Genomic DNA, 18,144 nt, shown 5'->3' on the forward strand with positions numbered 1-18,144 from the left:
TGGGGAGCAGCACGATGGTCACCAGCATGTCCGGTCCAGTCATTTCAGGCCTTGAAATCCGCGGTCCGATCAACCCCGGTTTCGAGGAGATCCTGACGCCGGAGGCGATGGCCTTCCTGGCGGAGCTGGAGGGGCGCTTCGGGCCTGAACGGCTGCGGCTGCTCGATGTGCGGACCAAGCGGCAGGCCCTGCTCGACCGGGGCCACAAGCCCGATTTCCTGCCGGAAACCCGCGCGATCCGCGAAGCCGACTGGACCATCGGCCCGCTGCCCGTCGATCTGCTCGACCGCCGGGTGGAGATCACCGGCCCGGTCGACCGCAAGATGGTCATCAACGCGCTGAACAGCGGCGCCAAAATCTTCATGGCCGACTACGAGGATGCGACCTGTCCGACCTGGACCAATCTGGTCGAGGGGCAGATCAACATCCGCGACGCCGTGCGCCGGACCATCACCCATGAAGACCCCGCCAGCGGGAAGAAATACCGCCTCAGCGACAAGACCGCGGTGCTGAAGGTCCGCCCGCGCGGCTGGCATCTGGACGAACGCCATGTGCTGATGGACGGCGAGCCGATGTCAGGCGCGCTGTTCGACTTCGGCCTGCATGTCTTCCACAACGCCAAGGAGCTTCTGGCGCGCGGCAGCGGCCCCTATTTCTACCTGCCCAAACTGGAAAGCCATTTCGAGGCGCGGCTGTGGCGGGAGGTCTTCCTGGTGGCGGAGGAGTATCTCCACCTGCCGCACGGCTCGATCAAGGCGACGGTGCTGATCGAGACCATCCTCGCCGCCTTCGAGATGGACGAGATCCTCTATGAGCTGCGCGAGCATTCCGCCGGCCTGAACTGCGGCCGCTGGGACTACATCTTCAGCTTCATCAAGAAGTTCCGGAAGGATCCCGCCGCCGTCATGCCCGACCGGGCGGAGGTGACGATGGCGACCCCCTTCCTGTCGGCCTACAGCCAGCTGGCGGTCAAGACCTGCCACCGCCGCGGCGCCCCGGCCATCGGCGGCATGGCCGCCTTCATCCCGGTCAAGGACAACCATGAGGCCAATGAGGTCGCCTTCTCCCGCGTGCGTGCCGACAAGGAGCGCGAGGCGTCCAACGGCCATGATGGCACCTGGGTCGCCCATCCCGGTCTGGTCCCGGTCGCGCGAGAGGTGTTCGACGCCTACATGCCGACGCCGAACCAGATCACCCGCAAGCGCACCGACGTGACCGTTACCGCCGCCGACCTGCTGGCGGTGCCCGCCGGGCCGAAGACCGAGGCGGGTCTGCGCAACAATGTGGCGGTCGGCATCGGCTATATCGAGGCGTGGCTGCGCGGCCAGGGCTGCGTCCCGCTGTTCAACCTGATGGAGGATGCCGCCACGGCGGAGATCAGCCGCACCCAGGTCTGGCAGTGGGTCCACACTGGCACCACGCTGGACGACGGTCAGGCGGTGACGCTTGACCTCGTCGACCGCGTCATCGCCGAGGAACTGTCGGCCTGGGAAACCCGCGTCGGCGCCGACGCCTACGCCAGGGGCCGCTACGCCGACGCCGCGGCTCTGTTCCGCGATCTGGTGGCCCGCGACGACTTCACCGACTTCCTGACCCTGCCGGCCTACGAGCGCGTGGTGGCGGAGGGGGCGTAAAGAGGGGGCATAACGCCCCCTAACCCACCCGTCCCAGCCGGACCGTCAGAGGCCGGCGGATCTGCCGCTCCGTCTCCGCATCGCCCCACAGCGGCGCGATCTCCTCCGCGAACGCTTCCAGCGGGTTGCGCCCCAGGGCCCTGGTCGCCGCCTTCACCCCCGACCAGGTGTCCATGTAGCCGAGCAGCCGCGACAGCGACCAGACCGCCTCCATCGCCAGCGGCGGCGCCGGCAGTTCCGGAAACGGGAACTCCATGCCGCGATATCCCTCGATCACCTTCCAGCGGTCGGCCGGCCAGTAGGGGCCCAGCGTGCCGTTGTGGAACCGCTCCACCACTGGGTCCAGCACGGGATCGTCCAGCCATTGCCGGCCGTAGCAGATCAGCGCCGCCGCCGCCCCCGGCTTCGCCACCCGCCGTACCTCGGCATAGAAGCGTGGCAGGTCGAACCAATGCGCCGCCTGCGCAGCAACGATCAGGTCGCAGCAGCAGCCGGGAAGGCCGCTGTCTTCCGCCGGAGCGACGGCATAGCGCACCCGCGGATGCGATTCGGCCTGGACGATCTGTTCGGCGCTGGCGTCGGTTGCGTTGACCGCCGCGAAGTGGTCGGCCAGCGCCACGGAGAACTGCCCGTTGCCGCAGCCGACGTCCCAGGCCAGCCCGCGCGCCGGCGCCGCATCCGCCAGGGCGGCGGCCAGACCGGCCGGATATGTCGGGCGGAAGGCGCGGTAATCGCCAGCATGGCCGGAAAAATGGTCCTTGAAGGAGGTCATGGGGTGACACCGCCTCGCACGGTCAGGGCAACGATTAGGCTTGGAATTTCCCGGCGGATAAGGATAAACCCTGTGGGTTCGTCGCGGAACCCTTCCCAGGCTGTCCCGCATCTTTCCGCTGTGGCGCAGGCGCGCCGGGCGTGCTACCAAGCGCGCGCTTTTTCGTGCGCCTCGCCAACCACCTGTGTCCGGCATGCAGACCTTCCTGGAATTCGAAAAGCCGATCGCCGAGCTTGAAGGCAAGATCGAGGAGTTGCGGCACCTGACCAATGCCGGCGACATCAACATCGCCGACGAGGTCGCCAAGCTGCAGTCCAAGGTCGACAAGCTCCTGCGGCAGACCTACGCCAAGCTCACGCCCGCGCAGAAGGTCCAGGTGGCCCGCCACCCCAATCGGCCGCACTGCCTGGACTATGTGCATGGCCTGATCGAGGACTTCACGCCGCTGGCCGGCGACCGCCATTTCGCCGAGGACCGCGCGGTCATCGGCGGCCTGGGCCGCTTCCGTGGCCGCTCCGTGGTGGTGATCGGCCAGGAAAAGGGCAACGACACCGAAACGCGCGTCCGCCATAATTTCGGCATGGCGAAGCCGGAAGGCTACCGCAAGGCCCAGCGCCTGATGGATCTGGCCGACCGCTTCAAGCTGCCGGTCGTCTCGCTGGTCGACACCGCCGGCGCCTTCCCCGGCGTCCAGGCGGAGGAGCGCGGCCAGGCCGAGGCCATCGCCAAGAGCATCGAACGCTGCCTGCGGCTGAACGTGCCGATGGTCGCCTCAGTCATCGGCGAAGGCGGGTCGGGCGGCGCCATCGCCATCGCCACCGCCGACCGGGTGCTGATGCTGGAACACGCCATCTATTCGGTGATCTCGCCGGAAGGCTGCGCGTCGATCCTGTGGCGCAGCTCCGACATGGCGGGCGAGGCGGCCATCGCGCTCCGCCTGATCAGCCAGGACCTGAAGGAGCTGGGCGTCATCGACCATGTGGTGAGCGAGCCGATCGGCGGCGCCCATCGCGACCCGGCCGAGACGATCAAGAAGCTGGGCGACTGCATCGAGGAGTCGCTGGGCGAACTCGACGGGCTGGACGGCGCCACCCTGCGCGCCAAGCGCCGCGAGAAGTTCCTGGAGATGGGGCAGAAGGGGCTGGGCTAAGGCCTCAGCCCGTGCGGCCCTCCCCCGCAATCGCGGGGGAGATTCTCCCCTACAGCAAGAATACCGAAGCCAGCCCCAGAAAGGCCAGGAACCCGACGACGTCCGTCACCGTCGTCAGGAACACCGCACTCGACACCGCCGGGTCCACCCCCAGCTTTTCCAGCCCCAGCGGAATCAGGGCACCGCTCAGGCCGGCCACCACCAGATTGATGATCATGGCGAGTCCGATGACGACGCCGATCAGCGGGCCGTACCAGACCAGCGCGATCAGTCCGACCATCACGGCGAAGATGCCGCCGTTGATCAGCCCGACCAGCAGCTCCTTGCCCACCACGCGCAGCGCGTTGGAGGAAGACAGGTCGTGAGTCGCCAGCGCGCGGACGACCACGGTCAGCGTCTGCGTACCGGCATTGCCGCCCATCGAGGCGACGATGGGCATCAGCACCGCCAGCGCCACGATCTGCTCGATGGTGCCCTCGAACAGCGAGATGACGCCCGACGCCAGGAAGGCGGTGGCGAGATTGACGGTCAGCCAGCCGACGCGGCTGCGGGCGATGTCGCCGATGCCGCTGAACACGCCGGTGTCGCCCGACCCGCTCAGCTTGCGCAGGTCGTCCTCCGCCTCCTCGTCGATGATGCGGACGACGTCGTCGACGGTGATGACGCCGATCAGCCGGCCGGCGGCGTCAACCACGGGGGCGGAGACCAGGGCATATTGCCGGAACAGGTTCGCCACCTCCTCCCGCTCCATGGTCGCGGGGATGACGTCGACCTCGCCGGTCACCAGATCGGCGATGCGCACCGCCCGGCGCTGGCGCAGCAGGCGCGACAGCGGCACCGCCCCCACGACCCGGTGCATCGGGTCGACGATGAAGATATCGTAGAAGTCCTCCGGCAGCGTGTCGGTCGCCGCCCGGACGAAATCGATGGTCTTGCCGACCGTCCAGAATTCCGGCACCGCGACCAGCTCGCGCTGCATCATGCGGCCGGCGCTGTCCTCGTCGTAGGTGAGGTTCTCCTGAACCAGCGCGCGTTCGGCGTCTGGCAGCTTCGCCAGGATCTGCGCCCGCGTCTCCGCGTCCAGATCCTCGATCAGTTCCACCGCGTCGTCGGTGTCCAGATCGGCGACGGCGTCGGCCAGTTCCTGCGGCTCGAACCGCCCGATCAGCGATTCGCGCAGGTCCGGGTTCAGATAGGACAGCACCTCGCCGTCCAGCTCCGCCGGCAGCAGGTCGATCAGGTCGGCGCGTTCGGCGGGCTCGGCCTGTTCGATCAGGTCGGCGATGTCGGCGGCATGCAGCCCGTCCAGCCGGGCCAGCACGGCATCGCGTTCGCGGGCGCGCAACAGGCCGGCGATCTCTTCCACGAAGTCCGGCTCGACACCATAGGGACGCTCGTCCTCCGCCTCATGCGGATTGCCGTGAGGCTGGGCGGCGACGTCCGGCCCCAAATCGGACCGCGGCTCAGGCGTACGGGGATCGGTGTGCATGCCGGCACCCTCCCTTCGGCGATGCATTCCCCGGCTGCCGAGATGATTGCCGCCTTGCCGGCGGCAGGGCACCGTCGGCAAGGGAACGGCGGGACGGCTCCGCGACATCGGACGGTGGCCGGCGGCGTTCGGGGTTTGCGGGTTGTGGAAGGCTTGCCACCGGAGCCCCGGTGCCAAGGGAGCGGCGCCAGCGGAAGCGCCCCCGACATAGAGGCGCCGCCCCAATTTGTCCAGCCCGCTTCGGCACCGACCGGCCGGTCTGGCCGCTTTTGCCACCATACCCTTGCACCGCCGCAACCCTTCATGCTCCCATGGGGCCGCGTCGCATCGCTGGCGCCGCATCACGGGGAGAGGGACCGGACACGCCGATGGAGTATGCCTTCACCACCGTCGGCGGTTGCGACGGCATCCTGTTGTCCGGCCGCTGCACCTACGAGGACGGCACCCGCTTCCATGACATGCTGCGTGACTGGGATTTCGCGGCCAGGCCGGTGGTCCCGATCGACCTGCGTTTCGTCACCTTCATCGATTCCGCCGCCATCGGCATGATGTTCATCCTGGCCAACCGCTGCCGCGAGGCCGGCGGCCACATCGTCGCCAGCGGTGCCGCCCCCCACATCATCCGGGCGCTGCGCCGCGCCACGCTGGACCGTTACATCGAGTTCCGCTGAAAAGACGAAGGGCGGTGCCGCACCGTGCACCGCCCTTCGTCCTGGCCGGTCCTGGACTCCGGTCAGGTCGCGTTCGGAACCGCGGCAGCCGCTTCGACGCCGAGCTTGGCGCGGGCCAGGCTGTTCAGCGCCTCGGTATCGGCGAAGACATAGCCATTCTCGATCAGCTTCGACGTGTAGTGCTTGTTGTAGAGAAACGCGGCGATGATGCCGGACAGCCCGCCGGTGAAGAAGTACAGAACGGTCAGAATCAATCCCATTCCCCAGTCGCCACGGAACAGGGCGGGAAGACCGCCGAAGAACAGGGTGGTCCAGCTGAACCCGACCAGCCCCTTCTTGGTAAGCCCCGTCTGCGGGTGCTTCATCATCACGACAGTTGCCATCAAATCCCCCATGCGATCCGCAGCGGGAATGGTTTGGTACGGCACCATTCATCCCACACTTCGTAACGAAGGATATTATCCCTTTCGACAGACAGCAAGAGCAGTACAGGAGAATTCCGGACCGGTTATTCTCTGCTGGCATCATTCTAACGATGACATTTTCTTCATATTATCGAGTACGATATCAAGTACTGCGTCATCTCATGGCCGAGCCGGCTGAATGCCACCGACTGCCGGCGCCCGCCGCAGAAGGAAGTCATTGGCCGGCAGGGCGGCGGGAGGGGCACCCCGAAGACCCCGCCCTGCCCGGTAGAGTGCCTTCCAATGCGCCGTTGACCGTCATTGTCATAAAACCGCAACACTGACGTCTGCCTCCGATCCACCTTTGGAGCAACCTTGGAGTTCCTGCATCGTCTCGACCAGACGCTGCTGCTCTGGCTGAACCAGTTCGCCGGACACAGCGCGGCTTTGGACATGGCGGTGCGCGGGATCGCCAACATCTATCTGGTCAAGCTCGGCCTGTTTGCCGCCGCGCTGTGGTGGCTGTGGTTCCGCCGGGAGGAGACAAAGGCCGGACGCCGGCTGGTGGTGGACGCCATCGCCGCCGTGGTGCTGGCGGTGGCGGCCTCCATCCTGATCCAGGCGGTGATGCCGGCCCGGCCGCGCCCGCTGCACGACACCGGCATCCCCTTCGTCCCGCCCATCGGCCAGAGCCGCGAGGCGCTGAAGAACTGGAGTTCCTTCCCCAGCGACAATGCCGCCCTGGGCTTCGCGCTGGCCGCCACCTTCTTCCGCGCCTCGTGCGTCTGGGGGCTGCTGGCCTGCCTGTGGGCGGCGCTGGTGATCGCCCTGCCGCGGGTCTATCTGGGCCTGCATTACCCCGGCGACGTCACCGGCGGCGCCCTGCTGGGCATCCTCGCCGCCTTCGCCGTCGCCCGGCTGCTGCCGATGGGCGGCGTCTACCGGTTGGTCGGCTGGACGGAGGAGCGCTGGCGCCCCTGGTTCTACAGCGCGGCCTTCCTGGCAATCTACGAGATGATGGTGCTGTTCGAGGATCTCCGCCGCGCCGCCGGGGGAGCATCGAAGCTGCTGCACACGTTCGTGGGGTAGAGCCCAAATACGAAAAAGCCCGCTCGGTCTCGCGACCTGCGGACTTTTCGTCAGTCCCGTATCCCCGGGATGGTCCCATCTGCATGGGAGAGTGGTGCGGTCGAGAAGACTCGAACTTCCACGGGTTGCCCCACAGCGACCTCAACGCTGCGCGTCTACCAATTCCGCCACGACCGCATCAGGCTGGTAGTCCCGACGCTCGCTCGCGCGCCTCATCGGGTGGAGCGGGTAGATATCAGCTTCCCGAGGGGCGATCAAGCGCTACAATCATCATCTGCGAAGAAAAATTCGGACCGGCCCTCCGGCCGCTCCACCCGCACTGTTACAGACACGGTTAGAGACCCCATCGAATGACCTCCCCGACCAGCCTGTCCGCCAGTCAAACCCAGTCCGACACCCTCGCCCCGCGCCAGCCGATCGAGTGGCGCATCTCTGACGAGCCGGTGCCCTACCCCGACGCCATCGCCGAGATGGAGGCGCGCGTCGAGGCGATCCGCGCCGGTGCTGCACCCGAACTGGTCTGGCTGCTGGAACATCCGCCGCTCTACACCGCCGGCACCAGTGCCAGGGACGAGGATCTGCTGGAGGCCGACCGCTTCCCCGTCTACCGCAGCGGGCGCGGCGGCCAGTACACCTACCACGGGCCGGGACAGCGGGTTGCCTACGTCATGCTCGACCTGAAGGCGCGCGGCGCCGACATCCGCGGCTTCGTCCGCGACCTGGAGGAGTGGATCATCCGCACGCTCGCCGCCTTCAATATCAGGGGCGAGCGGCGCGAAGGCCGCGTCGGCATCTGGGTCGACAAGCAGCCCTATGGCGGGCTGAAGGGGCAGGAGGACAAAATCGCCGCCATCGGCGTGCGGGTGCGCCGCTGGGTCAGCTTCCACGGCATCGCCCTGAACGTGGAGCCCGACCTGTCCCACTTCGGCGGCATCGTCCCCTGCGGCATCGCCGAGCACGGCGTCACCTCCATCGTGGCCCTGGGCCAGCTGGTGACGATGGAGGATGTCGACTCCGCCCTGATCGCGGCATGGCCGGAGGTGTTCGGCGGCCCGATGCGGGGCGGCGAGCCCGAAGCCTAATACTTCTTGAACCCGCCGGCGGCCGGGGTGGCGGCCGGATTGCCGGCGGGGTTCACGCGCGGGTCCTGATTGTCCACCGACTGCACGGTGCAGTTGGTCGAATCGCCGTTGCGGAACAGGTAGATCTTCTTGCGGTCGGCCTTCTTGCCGGGGTCGCGCAGGTTCAGCCCATGGCCGAAGGCGACGCCCAGCACCTCGCCCTTGTAATAGGCGCGGAAACGCATCGGCTCGATCTCGTTGAAGCGCAGGGCGGCGCAGTCCTTGCTCAGCTCCTTCTCGAAGCTGCCGGCCTTGCGCCAGTCCTCCTTGGAGCGGATCGTCATCCATTGCGAGGGCAGCGCATATTGCACGATGGGCGGCGCGATGGGCAGGCTCGTTCCCGGCTGCGGCGGCGCCTGATGACCCGGCTCCGTCCGCTCCAGCGCACCAGCCAGCACCGGGGCGGCACTCAACAGCACCAATCCGCACGCCCAGCAGGCCACCACGTTGCGCGCGTCAAATCCGGACATCGAACCCACGCTCCTTGACTTCACCAACCGGGACCTCGTCAACCGGCTTCTCCTTCGCCGACATTGATTTGGAAGGCGCAGCGGTCGCCGTATCCCCCAACCGGCCTTCGAGCGTCAGCGACAGCTCCATGCCCTCGCCTTCAGCCGGGGTGCCCAGCGGCGACAGCGTCACCGCGCCTTCCAACCCCTGCGGTGGTGCTGCCATTGCCGAGGTCAGCGTCTCCATGACAGGGCCCAGATCGTCGATGGCGACCCGGTCGGTCTCGACCGTCAGCCCCCTGCCCGGCCGGATGGCGGAGCGCAGCGCGCCAAGCACCCGGACCAACCCCTCCCCCTTCTCCTCCGCCGGCATCCGCGACAGCGTCAGGGCCGCATTATCCAGCCGCACCTCCGCCTGCCCGCCGGCCACGGCGAGGCCGATGCCGCTCAGTTCGACCGTCACATCCTGCCGCGCATCCCCCGCCAGCGGCCGCAATTCGCCCGCCGGTCCATCCAGCGCCGCGACGGCGGCCCGGCGCTCCGCAGCGCCGAAGCGGGCGACCAGTGCCGTCTCCGCCGCTGTGGCCCCGGTCCCGTCCATCCCGAAGGCGGCCAGCAGCCGTCCCAGATCACGCGCCAGCGCCTGGATCGCCGGTTCCAGCCGGTCGGCAAGCTCGACGACCGGCGGTTCGGGCCGCCGCCCCAGCGCATCTTCCGCGGCCTCCGGCCCCAGGCTGAGGCGGACGGCCGGATCACGCCCCGGTACAGCGGAAGTTGTTTTGGGAGCAGGGGCAGTCACCAGCCCACGTCCAACCTTACCCTTCGCCTCCGCCGCCTTGGCGAAGACGCCGGTGAGCATGGCCTTCATCCCGGCCACATCCGACTTGCTGGCGGTCATCCCGGCCGTCGTCCCCTAACCACAAGGCTCAAAACCCGCACCCACCGCCAGCATGCCGCCATCATGGTTAGCGGAACGCTAATGCAGCACTCACACCGTCGGCCGCTGCTCGAATCCGGCCATGCCCGGGTCCTGCTCCGGCTCGGACACCACGTCGCGGACGATGGCGGAGGGCGGGCCGCGGCGGCAGGCCTCCAGCATACGGTCGACGGCGTCGGCGGGGCCGGCGAACAGGGCCTCCACCGTGCCGTCGCTGCGGTTGCGCACCCAGCCGCTCAGGCCCAGCCCGCCGGCCTGATCGACGGTCCAGCCGCGATACCATACGCCCTGCACCTTGCCCTGGATGCGGACGCGCACCGCCTTCCTGTCGACGGCACTCATGCGGCGTCCCCCTCTGCGGCGTTTCGCTTCCCCTGCTCCTCGTCCAGCAGGGCCTTGCGGGACAGTTTTCCGATCATGGTCTTGGGCAGCTCCCGGCGGAATTCCACGACTTTCGGCATCTCGATGGGCGACAGCTTGTCCTTCAGGAAGCCGATCAGTTCTTCCGCGGTCAGCTCCTGCCCGTCGTCCAGCCGGACATAGGCCTTCACCGTCTGACCGCGATACTCGTCCGGCACGCCGGCCACCACGCATTCGGCGACGGCGGGATGCAGGTAGATCGCCTCCTCCACATTGCGGGGATAGACGTTGAAGCCGCTGCACAGGATCATGTCCTTGATGCGGTCGACGATGGTGGTGTAGCCGTCCTCGTCCATCACCCCGACATCGCCGGTGTGCAGCCGGCCGTCGACCAGCGTCTGCGCCGTCTCGGCCGGGCGGCGCCAATAGCCCTTCATCACCTGCGGCCCGCGGATGCAGACCTCGCCCTTTTCGCCAGGGGCCAGGACGCGCCGCGGCTCCTCCAGGCTGACGATCTCGATGACGGTGCCGGGCAGCGGCAGGCCGATGGACCCCCTCTTGTCCGGATGCAGCACCGCCGGATTGACGGTGGCGACGGGGGAGCATTCCGACAGGCCATAGCCCTCCACCAGCGTGCAGCCGGTCGTGCGCTCGAACGCCTCCTTCACCTCCAGCGGCAGCGGCGCCCCGCCCGACATGCAGAAGCGGATGGAGGAAAGATCGTAGTCCTTCAAATGCTTATGGTGGTTGATCGCCGTGTAGATGGTCGGCACCGCCGGGAACAGGGTGATCCGCTCCTTTTGCAGGGTGCGCATCACCTGCTCCAGCTCGAAACGCGGCAGCAGGACGATCTCCGCCCCCTGATGCAGGCCGAAATTCATCACCGCGGTCATGGCGAAGACATGGAACAGCGGCAGCACGCCCAGCATGCGCTCCTGGCCATCCCCTGAATCATCGCCGGCGCCGCCCTCGCCCGGCTTGCGCTCCTTCGCCGCGTACCAGGTGGCGCACTGGATGGTGTTGGCGTAGAGGTTGGCGTGGGTCAGCATCGCACCCTTCGGCACGCCGGTGGTGCCGCCGGTGTATTGCAGCACCGCCACGTCCTCGCGTGCGTCGATGGTGACCGGGGTCGGCCGGCCGTCGTTGGCGATCAGCCGGGCGAAGGGGATGTGGCGGTCGTCGCGCGGGATCGCCGCGATCTCCGCCTTCTTGGCGATCGGGAACAGCCAGTTCTTGGGGAAGGGCAGGATGCCGGCCATGCGGCAGATCACCAGCCGCTTCAGCCCGGATTCATCCAGCATCCGCGCCATCTTGTCGTAGAGCAGCTTCAGATCCAGCGTGACCATCAGGTCGATGTCGCTGTCGCCGATCTGGTGGACGAGTTCGCGTTCGGCATAGAGCGGGTTGAAGTTCACCACCGTGCCGCCGGCCTTCAAGATGGCGAAGAAGGCGACGACGTAATAGGGCGTGTTGGGCAGGAACAGCCCGACCCGCGTCCCCTTCCCCACCCCGATCGCCTGGAAGCCGCGGGTAGCGCGGTCGACCAGCCGCCCCAGCTCGCGGTAGCTGGTGCGCTTGCCCAGGAAGTTCAGGCAGGGCTTGTCGCCATGGCGGGCGACTGCCCCCTCCAGCAGTTCTGTCAGCGGCCGGACCGGAATGGGCATCGCCCAATCCACCGTCGGCGGGTAAGAGGCCAGCCATGGATAATCGGGCAGCTTGCGGGCGGCATCTCCCATCGCGCGGTTCCTCCCCTGAGGTCTTGTTCCCGGTTGCCGGTTTCGCCCGGCACCGCCTTCCCCCAAGCCTATGCCAGGAAGCAGGGCCGGAGAGCGGGGAATTGTCCCCTGGAGAGGAGATGGGATTGCTATCGCCACGAACAAGCAGGGCATGAACAAGCAGGGGATGTGGTTCCTGCCGTCCTATCGCCTGCGGCGCAGGCGGTGCAGCACTTCGACCGCCATCCATTCGGCAAGGTTGCCGTCCTCGCCATCCAGAAAGACGGCGACGGAGACCGGGACCGGCCCCGGCGTGTGGTAGGCGGCCGGCGTCACCCCCGGACCGCCACCGGTGTGGCCCCAGTAGGGCCCGGCCGCCGGGTCCAGCTCGACCATCATGCCCAGCCCATAGGACGGCTCGACCCAGGGCCGCCCCCCCATCGGCCCGCCGACCGGCAGCCCATCCCGCATCCGCCGCAGCAGCGCGCCCGGCAGATACGCCTCCGTCAGCCCATGAATGAAACGGCAGGCGTCCGCCGCCGTCATCGCCACCACCCCATGCGACACCCAGCCGGGATGATAGGCCTCGGCCACCGGCGCCCCGCCGAAGGCAGGGCTCGGCCCGAAGAACAGCCCGCCGAGGTCGGCCCGGTCGCGCAGCAGCGCAGCACTGGTCAGGCCCAACGGGCCGAAGATCTCGCGCCCCAGCAGCTCCGCCAGCGGGGCGCCGCCCGCCCGCTCCAGCAGCCGGCCGATCAGCAGGTAGCCGATATTGGAATAGGCGAAGCTGCCGACCGGCGGCCCTTCGCCCGCGGCAACGCCGCAGCGGGCCAGATATTCGTCGCCGCTCCAGGGCTCCGCTCCGGCGGCGACCGCGGCGTGGTAATCGGCCCGGCCGCCATAATCGGGCAGCCCGGCGCGGTGGGTGAGAATCTGCGCCACGGTGATCGACGCCGGCCGGCCGGCCAGTTCCGGCAGCCAGCGCTCCGCCGGCCCGTCCAGCTCGACCACGCCGCGCGCGGCCAGCCGCAGCACGGTCGCGGCCAGGATGGTCTTGGTCAGGCTGTAGACCAGGGCGCGCCGGTCGGCCAGATCGGCCGCCGCCCCGCCGCGCACGGCCTTTCGCGGCAGCACCAGCGTGCGCACCGGCTCCGCATCGGTCCCGCGGCCGCGGGTGATGGCGATGATGGCGATCCTGGCCGGAGCGGGGGCCGGGGCGGGACTCGTACTCTCCTCCGCCAACAGGCCGGTCAGTGCGGCGGTCAGCAGGTCCAGTCCGATATCCCCACCCGCCATCTTGTTATCCTCGCCCATCGCCCGCCCGCTCCCCGACCCGCCCTGTTTGTCACCACAGATAAGAAGGCACTCGCGAGGCAAAGGGAAATTGGGTCCGCTCCTACTGGGGAGCCCCGCAAGTCGACCGTTAACCACAACTGTCGGCTGTTGCACGGTCGCGACCTGCGTTATCCTGGCAATACCGCCCCGGTGGAGGGACGCGCCATGCCTGTGAAGGATGCCGACCAGCGCCGGAAACTGGAAGACCAGCTGCTCCGCAAGGCGGAGGAGGCGGTGCGGACGCTGCGCCGGGAGGCGGAAAGCGGCGACCCCGCCCGCGTCGATTCCCTGGCGGAGGGGTTGGCCGGGCTGCTGAAGACCCGTGAATTCCCCAGCCTGCGCGCCGCCGAGTTCCGCGAACTGACCCGCGTCATCCAGCGCGGCGCCTACCAGCGCAGCGTCGATTCGCTGCTGGTCCAGGCGGAACGCTGCGGCCATCGCGGCGACGAGAAGGGGCGCAACGCCCTGCTGACCCAGGCCAAGGACCATTTCGCCAAAGCCCTGCGTTTCGGTGCCGACGACGAGTTCCGCCACGGCGTCGAACGGCGCGTGCAGGCGACGCTGATGACCAGCAAGGACGGGGTGGACGACCGCACCAAGCAGGCGGCAAAGCGCAGGCTGGAGCAGCATGACGTCGGCGCCAAGCCGCCCAACGGCATCGAGCGCCGCCGCGCCATCCGTTACATGGACCCGGTCCTGACTGTGGAGGCGGAGGGGCGGCGCTGCACGACAATCAACTGGTCGACCCGCGGTCTGCTGGTCGACCTGCCGCCGGAGGAGTTCGCCCATGCCGTCGGCGGCAAGCTGCGGCTGGAGCTGCATTGCCGCGAAATTCCCGAAACGGGTGGCCGCCGCATCGGCGGCCGGCAGATCGCGCATGTGGTGCGCCTCGACCCCGACCGCCATGCGGTGGCCCTGTCCTTCCCCGATATCAGCACCGTGATGCTGGACCTGATGCACGCGATGAAGGAGGCCGGCATCAAGCCCGAACCGGAACGCTGATCGCGGACGTCCTCATGCCTGCACCGCGCCGTCAACCGCGCGCCTTCAACCGCCGATGAACCGCCCGTTGTGACCACGCCGCAGCGGATGTTCGTCCGGGCCGGCGACGGGCAGCAGGCCGTTGATGCGCGCGCCCGCCTCGGCCGGCAGGCAGAACAGGTTGATCCCCATTCCCAGCCCGTGGATCTCGGTCCCGTTGTCGACCAGCCCATGGCCGAAGATCGGCTCGGACCGGCCGGCGAAGTTGGCGGGATTGTGGAAGGCCGGAAGATACCAGTAGGAGGCATAGCCCAGCTCCCCCAGCAGGCGGATCAGGGCCGCCGACTTGTCCGGCCGGTCGTTCTCCACATAAAGGACCGGACGGTCACGGGCGATCAGGCCGCGCGCTCCCTCCAGAACCTCGGACTCCATGCCCTCGACATCGATCTTGATCAGGCGGATGCGGCCGGCCCCGCCCTCTCCCTCGCCGACCAGCCCGTCCAGGCGATGCACCGGCACCGGCCGGTCGCCCGCCAGCGCGTCCAGCGACAGCGCACCGTAATTGCCGTCCTCGTCCATCGCCACGGCGGCGAGGTGCAGCAGGCCGTCGGCCGCCCCGGCGGCAGCCAGCAGCCCGTCCACCCAATCCAGCCCGTTCAGCGCCAGGTTTCCGCAGAGCAGCCGGTGGTTGCCATCGACCGGTTCCAGCGCCAGCACCCGGCCGGCAGGCCCCACCAGACGAGCCAGCGCCACCGTGTGGGCGCCGATGTTGGCGCCGACATCGATCACCCGGTCGCCGGCCCGGACGCACTGGCGGAACAGCGCGACCTCCTGCTCGAAATATTCGCCGTAATAGTCCAGCGACCGGCCGACGACGCTGTCGGTCCGCCTGAACATCATCAGGCCGTGCCGAGCCTTCACCAGCCCGACCGGCCCCTCTCCCCCCAGCAGATCGTCCGCCATCGCCCCCTCCAGCCTTGCGCCCGGCCGGAAGTGTAGCGGAGCCGGCCGCAGCCGTCGCGTCCGCCGGGACGCGGAAGCGCCCTCCCCCGTTCCGAACCTGCGGACCGGAGGAGGGCGACGCGTCAGCCCACGCCGATCCCGCTGGGGGCGGTGACGGCATGTTCCTTCAGGATCGCCTCGGAGATCGCCGACACCTCGATCAGTTGCACCTCGTAGCCCCACAGGTTGGCGATGTGGCGCAGCACCGCCTTGGCGTCGCTCTCGTCCAGCAGCACGCCATTGGTGACGCGGTGTTGCAGGATCAGCTTGCGGTCGCCGGCAAGGTCGACGTCGACGATCTGGATGTCCGGTTCCAGGTAACCCAGGTCGTACTGGCGGGCCAGCTTCTTGCGGATGTCACGGTAGCCGCGCTCGTTGTGGATATGATCCACCAGCAGATAGGGGTCCTCGGCGTCGTCGCGCACGCTGAACAGCTTCAGCTTCCGCATCAGATGCGGACTGAGATATTGCAGCACGAAGCTCTCGTCGCGGAAATTGGCCCAGGCCTCGCGCACCGCCGCCATGCCGTCGCCGCGGCCGGCGAGGTCGGGGAACCACTGGCGGTCCTCGTCGGTCGGCTTCTCGGCGATGCGGGCGATGTCCTGCATCATCGCGAAGCCCAGCGCATAGGGGTTCAGACCCGAGAAGCGCTTGTCGTCGAATTCCGGCTGGAACACGACGGACGTGTGCGAGTGCAGGAACTCCAGGAAGGCGCCTTCGCTGATCTGGCCGGTCTCGTGCAGGCGGCTCATGATCTGGTAATGGACGTAGGTGGCGCAGCCCTCGTTCATCACCTTGGTCTGTTTCTGCGGATAGAAATACTGGGAGATGTGCCGGACGATGCGCAACAGCTCGCGCTGCCAGTGCTCCAGCCGCGGCGCCTTCTTCTCCAGGAAATAGAGGATGTTCTCCTCCGGCAATCCCAGCAGCTTCTTGCGTTCCGACACCGACTTGGCCGGGCGCTGGCCGGCAGCCGGCTTCGGCACCGTACGCCACAGGTCGTTGAAGGTCTGGTCCTGGTATTCCTGCCGCTCGCGCTCGCGCCGCTGCTCGGTCCGCAGGTCGGAGCGCTTCTTCGGATATTTATGGACGCCCTGGCTCATCAGCGCATGGGCGGCGTCCAGCACCCGCTCCACCGCGGCATGGCCGTAGCGTTCCTCGCAATGGGAGATGTAGGTCTTGGCGAACTCCAGATAGTCGAGGATGCCCTCGGCATCGGTCCATTGCTGGAAGAGCTGGTTGTTCTTGAAGAAATGGTTGTGGCCGAAGGCGGCGTGGGCAATCACCAGCGTCTGCATCGTCATGGTGTTCTCTTCCATGATGTAGCTGATGCAGGGGCTGGAGTTGATGACGATCTCATAGGCCAGGCCGCGATAGCCCTTGCGGTACATCATCTCGTCGCGGGCGAAATGCTTGCCGAAGGACCAGTGCTTGTACATCAGCGGCATGCCGATGGACGAATAGGCGTCGAGCATCTGCTCGGCGGTGATGACCTCGATCTGGTTGGGATAGACGTCGAGGCCCATCTCCTTCAGCGCGATGTGCTCGATGGCGTCGTAGACGCGCTTGATCTTGTCGTAATCCCACTCGACGCCGTCATAGAGCAGCGCGTCGGGCCTGGTGATCACAGCGGTCATTCTCGATCTCCCCCTACCGCCCCCCTTGCCGAGGGGCGGTGATTTCCCTTTATCCCCTCAGGCGCCCTTACGCCCCCGCCTTCTCGCGGGCGAACAGCTCGCGGAAGACCGGGAAGATCTCCCGGCGGGAGCGGACGCGGCGCATCGCCAGCGGGCGTTCCGGGCTCTGCACCTGCTTGTAGGTGCGCCACAGCTCGGTCTCGCGCCCCAGCGCCGACAGGCCCATATTGTGTTCCGCCGCCACCTCGATGTAGGCGAAATACTGGCACATCGGCAGGATGACGTCGCGCAGCAGGGTCGCCGACTTGGCGTTGTCCGACGACATGTTGTCGCCGTCCGACGCCTGGGCGGCGTAGATGTTCCATTCATTGTGCGGGTAGCGCTCCTGCACCACCTTCTGCATCTCCTCCAGCGCCGTCGATACCACGGTGCCGCCGGTCTCGGTGGAGTAGAAGAAGGTTTCCTCGTCCACCTCCTTGGCCTCGTGGGTGTGGCGGATGAAGACGATGTCGACGGAGCGGTAGCGCCGCTTCAGGAACAGGTACAGCAACATGAAGAAACGCTTGGCCAGATCCTTCATGTGCTCGGTCATCGACCCCGACACGTCCATCAGGCAGAACATCACCGCCTGGGCGATCGGCTTCGGCACCGTCTCGAACCGGTTGTAGCGGACGTCGATCGGGTCGATGAAGGGGATGCGCTTGGACCGCAGGACGATGCGTTCCAGCTGTTCGCGCAGCGCCTGGATCTGCTCGGCGTCCCCGCCCGATTCCTCCGCCTCGCGGAGAAGCTCCTCCATCTCGCGGATCTCGTCGCGCTTCGGGCGCTTCAGCGCGATGCGGCGCGACAGGCTGTTCCGCATGGTGCGGACGAGGTTCAGGTTGGCGGGCGAACCCGACACCGAATAGCCGGCCCGCGTCAGCGTGTGCGATTCCGACTGCTTGACCTTCTGCTTCACCAGATCGGGAAGCTCCAGATCCTCCAGGAAGATGTCCAGGAACTCGTCGCGCGACAGGACGAAGCGGAACTCGTCCTCGCCCTCGCCGTCGGCGCTGCCCTCGCTGCCGCGGCCGCCGCCACCGCCGTCCGGGCGCTGGATGGTGTCGCCTTCCACATATTCCTTGTTGCCGGGCACGACATAGTCGCGCACCCCGCCCTGGCTGGCGCGGTGGAAGGACGGCTCGCGCACCCCGCCGGCAGCGATCGTCACCTTCTCGCCATTCTCGATATCCTGGATGCCCCGCTTGCCGGAGGCGTCGCGGACCGCCTTGACCACCTGTTCCTTGGCACGGCGAAGGAAGCGCTGGCGGTTGGCCAGGCTCTTGCCCTGCGGGTTCAGGCGACGGTCGATGATGTTCATCAAGGGGCTGGCCCTCCCACCCGTTTCGTCACGCGGCC

At 67.7% G+C, this 18,144-nt stretch carries 17 protein-coding genes and 1 tRNA gene; 6 read left to right on the forward strand and 12 right to left on the reverse strand.

Translation table 11 applies throughout. From position 1 onward, the window contains the following. The first annotated feature begins 14 nt into the window (after positions 1-14). The gene (gene aceB / locus J2848_RS07860; RefSeq protein ID WP_246193623.1) at positions 15-1,634 is read left to right on the forward strand and encodes a malate synthase A; all 1,620 of its coding nucleotides are present in this window, start codon (positions 15-17) and stop codon (positions 1,632-1,634) included. A 19-nt stretch (positions 1,635-1,653) separates the two neighbouring features. Here aceB and J2848_RS07865 read toward each other — a convergent pair whose 3' ends face one another. Next, the gene (locus J2848_RS07865) at positions 1,654-2,406 is read right to left on the reverse strand and encodes a class I SAM-dependent methyltransferase (protein WP_149229544.1); all 753 of its coding nucleotides are present in this window, start codon (positions 2,404-2,406) and stop codon (positions 1,654-1,656) included. A 193-nt stretch (positions 2,407-2,599) separates the two neighbouring features. Between J2848_RS07865 and J2848_RS07870 the strand changes: the two genes are divergently transcribed. Then, on the forward strand, positions 2,600-3,556 hold the full coding sequence (locus tag J2848_RS07870) for an acetyl-CoA carboxylase carboxyltransferase subunit alpha (RefSeq protein ID WP_149229543.1): 957 nt from the start codon (positions 2,600-2,602) through the stop codon (positions 3,554-3,556). Between the two features lie 49 nt (positions 3,557-3,605). On the opposite strand, the gene mgtE is transcribed toward J2848_RS07870, so the two are convergent. After that, positions 3,606-5,045, reverse strand: a complete 1,440-nt coding sequence (gene mgtE / locus J2848_RS07875; protein WP_149229542.1) for a magnesium transporter — start codon at positions 5,043-5,045, stop codon at positions 3,606-3,608. A 368-nt stretch (positions 5,046-5,413) separates the two neighbouring features. Here mgtE and J2848_RS07880 point away from each other — a divergent pair, with 368 nt between their 5' ends. After that, positions 5,414-5,716, forward strand: a complete 303-nt coding sequence (locus tag J2848_RS07880; RefSeq protein WP_149229541.1) for an STAS domain-containing protein — start codon at positions 5,414-5,416, stop codon at positions 5,714-5,716. A 62-nt stretch (positions 5,717-5,778) separates the two neighbouring features. Here J2848_RS07880 and J2848_RS07885 read toward each other — a convergent pair whose 3' ends face one another. Next, positions 5,779-6,099: a hypothetical protein gene (locus J2848_RS07885; protein WP_149229540.1), complete on the reverse strand. Its 321-nt coding sequence runs from the start codon at positions 6,097-6,099 to the stop codon at positions 5,779-5,781. A 396-nt stretch (positions 6,100-6,495) separates the two neighbouring features. Between J2848_RS07885 and J2848_RS07890 the strand changes: the two genes are divergently transcribed. Beyond that, on the forward strand, positions 6,496-7,209 hold the full coding sequence (locus J2848_RS07890) for a phosphatase PAP2 family protein (protein ID WP_149229539.1): 714 nt from the start codon (positions 6,496-6,498) through the stop codon (positions 7,207-7,209). Between the two features lie 92 nt (positions 7,210-7,301). Here the strand turns inward: J2848_RS07890 and J2848_RS07895 are convergent. Continuing rightward, positions 7,302-7,386: transfer RNA gene (locus tag J2848_RS07895), tRNA-Leu, on the reverse strand. Positions 7,387-7,559: 173 nt separating this feature from the next. Here J2848_RS07895 and lipB point away from each other — a divergent pair. Continuing rightward, positions 7,560-8,291, forward strand: a complete 732-nt coding sequence (lipB, locus tag J2848_RS07900) for a lipoyl(octanoyl) transferase LipB (RefSeq protein WP_149229538.1) — start codon at positions 7,560-7,562, stop codon at positions 8,289-8,291. Here the strand turns inward: lipB and J2848_RS07905 are convergent. From J2848_RS07905 to J2848_RS07925, 5 genes are all read right to left on the reverse strand, one after another. Further along, positions 8,288-8,800, reverse strand: coding sequence for a hypothetical protein (locus J2848_RS07905; RefSeq protein WP_149229537.1), 513 nt, complete (start codon positions 8,798-8,800; stop codon positions 8,288-8,290). The two genes, lipB and J2848_RS07905, sit on opposite strands and share 4 nt — an antisense overlap. Further along, on the reverse strand, positions 8,787-9,677 hold the full coding sequence (locus J2848_RS07910; RefSeq protein WP_149229536.1) for a hypothetical protein: 891 nt from the start codon (positions 9,675-9,677) through the stop codon (positions 8,787-8,789). The genes J2848_RS07905 and J2848_RS07910 overlap by 14 nt, the downstream gene beginning before the upstream one ends. 90 nt (positions 9,678-9,767) lie before the next feature. Further along, positions 9,768-10,058: an acylphosphatase gene (locus J2848_RS07915; RefSeq protein ID WP_149229535.1), complete on the reverse strand. Its 291-nt coding sequence runs from the start codon at positions 10,056-10,058 to the stop codon at positions 9,768-9,770. Continuing rightward, positions 10,055-11,812, reverse strand: a complete 1,758-nt coding sequence (locus tag J2848_RS07920; RefSeq protein WP_149229534.1) for a long-chain-fatty-acid--CoA ligase — start codon at positions 11,810-11,812, stop codon at positions 10,055-10,057. The genes J2848_RS07915 and J2848_RS07920 overlap by 4 nt, the downstream gene beginning before the upstream one ends. Positions 11,813-11,995: 183 nt before the next feature. After that, positions 11,996-13,105: a serine hydrolase domain-containing protein gene (locus tag J2848_RS07925; RefSeq protein ID WP_149229533.1), complete on the reverse strand. Its 1,110-nt coding sequence runs from the start codon at positions 13,103-13,105 to the stop codon at positions 11,996-11,998. Positions 13,106-13,291: 186 nt separating this feature from the next. On the opposite strand from J2848_RS07925, the gene J2848_RS07930 reads away from it, so the two are divergent. Continuing rightward, positions 13,292-14,128 (forward strand): hypothetical protein, encoded by an 837-nt coding sequence (locus tag J2848_RS07930; protein WP_149229532.1) that lies wholly within the window; start codon positions 13,292-13,294, stop codon positions 14,126-14,128. Positions 14,129-14,173: 45 nt separating this feature from the next. On the opposite strand, the gene J2848_RS07935 is transcribed toward J2848_RS07930, so the two are convergent. The 3 genes from J2848_RS07935 to J2848_RS07945 all read right to left on the reverse strand — a co-directional run bounded on the left by J2848_RS07935 (position 14,174) and on the right by J2848_RS07945 (position 18,106). After that, entirely contained in the window at positions 14,174-15,070 is an 897-nt protein-coding gene (locus J2848_RS07935) for an FkbM family methyltransferase (protein ID WP_149229531.1), read from the reverse strand. Between the two features lie 122 nt (positions 15,071-15,192). Continuing rightward, positions 15,193-16,746, reverse strand: coding sequence for a SpoVR family protein (locus tag J2848_RS07940; RefSeq protein ID WP_149229530.1), 1,554 nt, complete (start codon positions 16,744-16,746; stop codon positions 15,193-15,195). 67 nt (positions 16,747-16,813) lie between these two features. Beyond that, positions 16,814-18,106: a YeaH/YhbH family protein gene (locus tag J2848_RS07945; RefSeq protein ID WP_149229529.1), complete on the reverse strand. Its 1,293-nt coding sequence runs from the start codon at positions 18,104-18,106 to the stop codon at positions 16,814-16,816. Positions 18,107-18,144: the final 38 nt, after the last annotated feature.

This window comes from Azospirillum lipoferum (genome assembly GCF_024170005.1).
Classification (GTDB): domain Bacteria; phylum Pseudomonadota; class Alphaproteobacteria; order Azospirillales; family Azospirillaceae; genus Azospirillum; species Azospirillum lipoferum.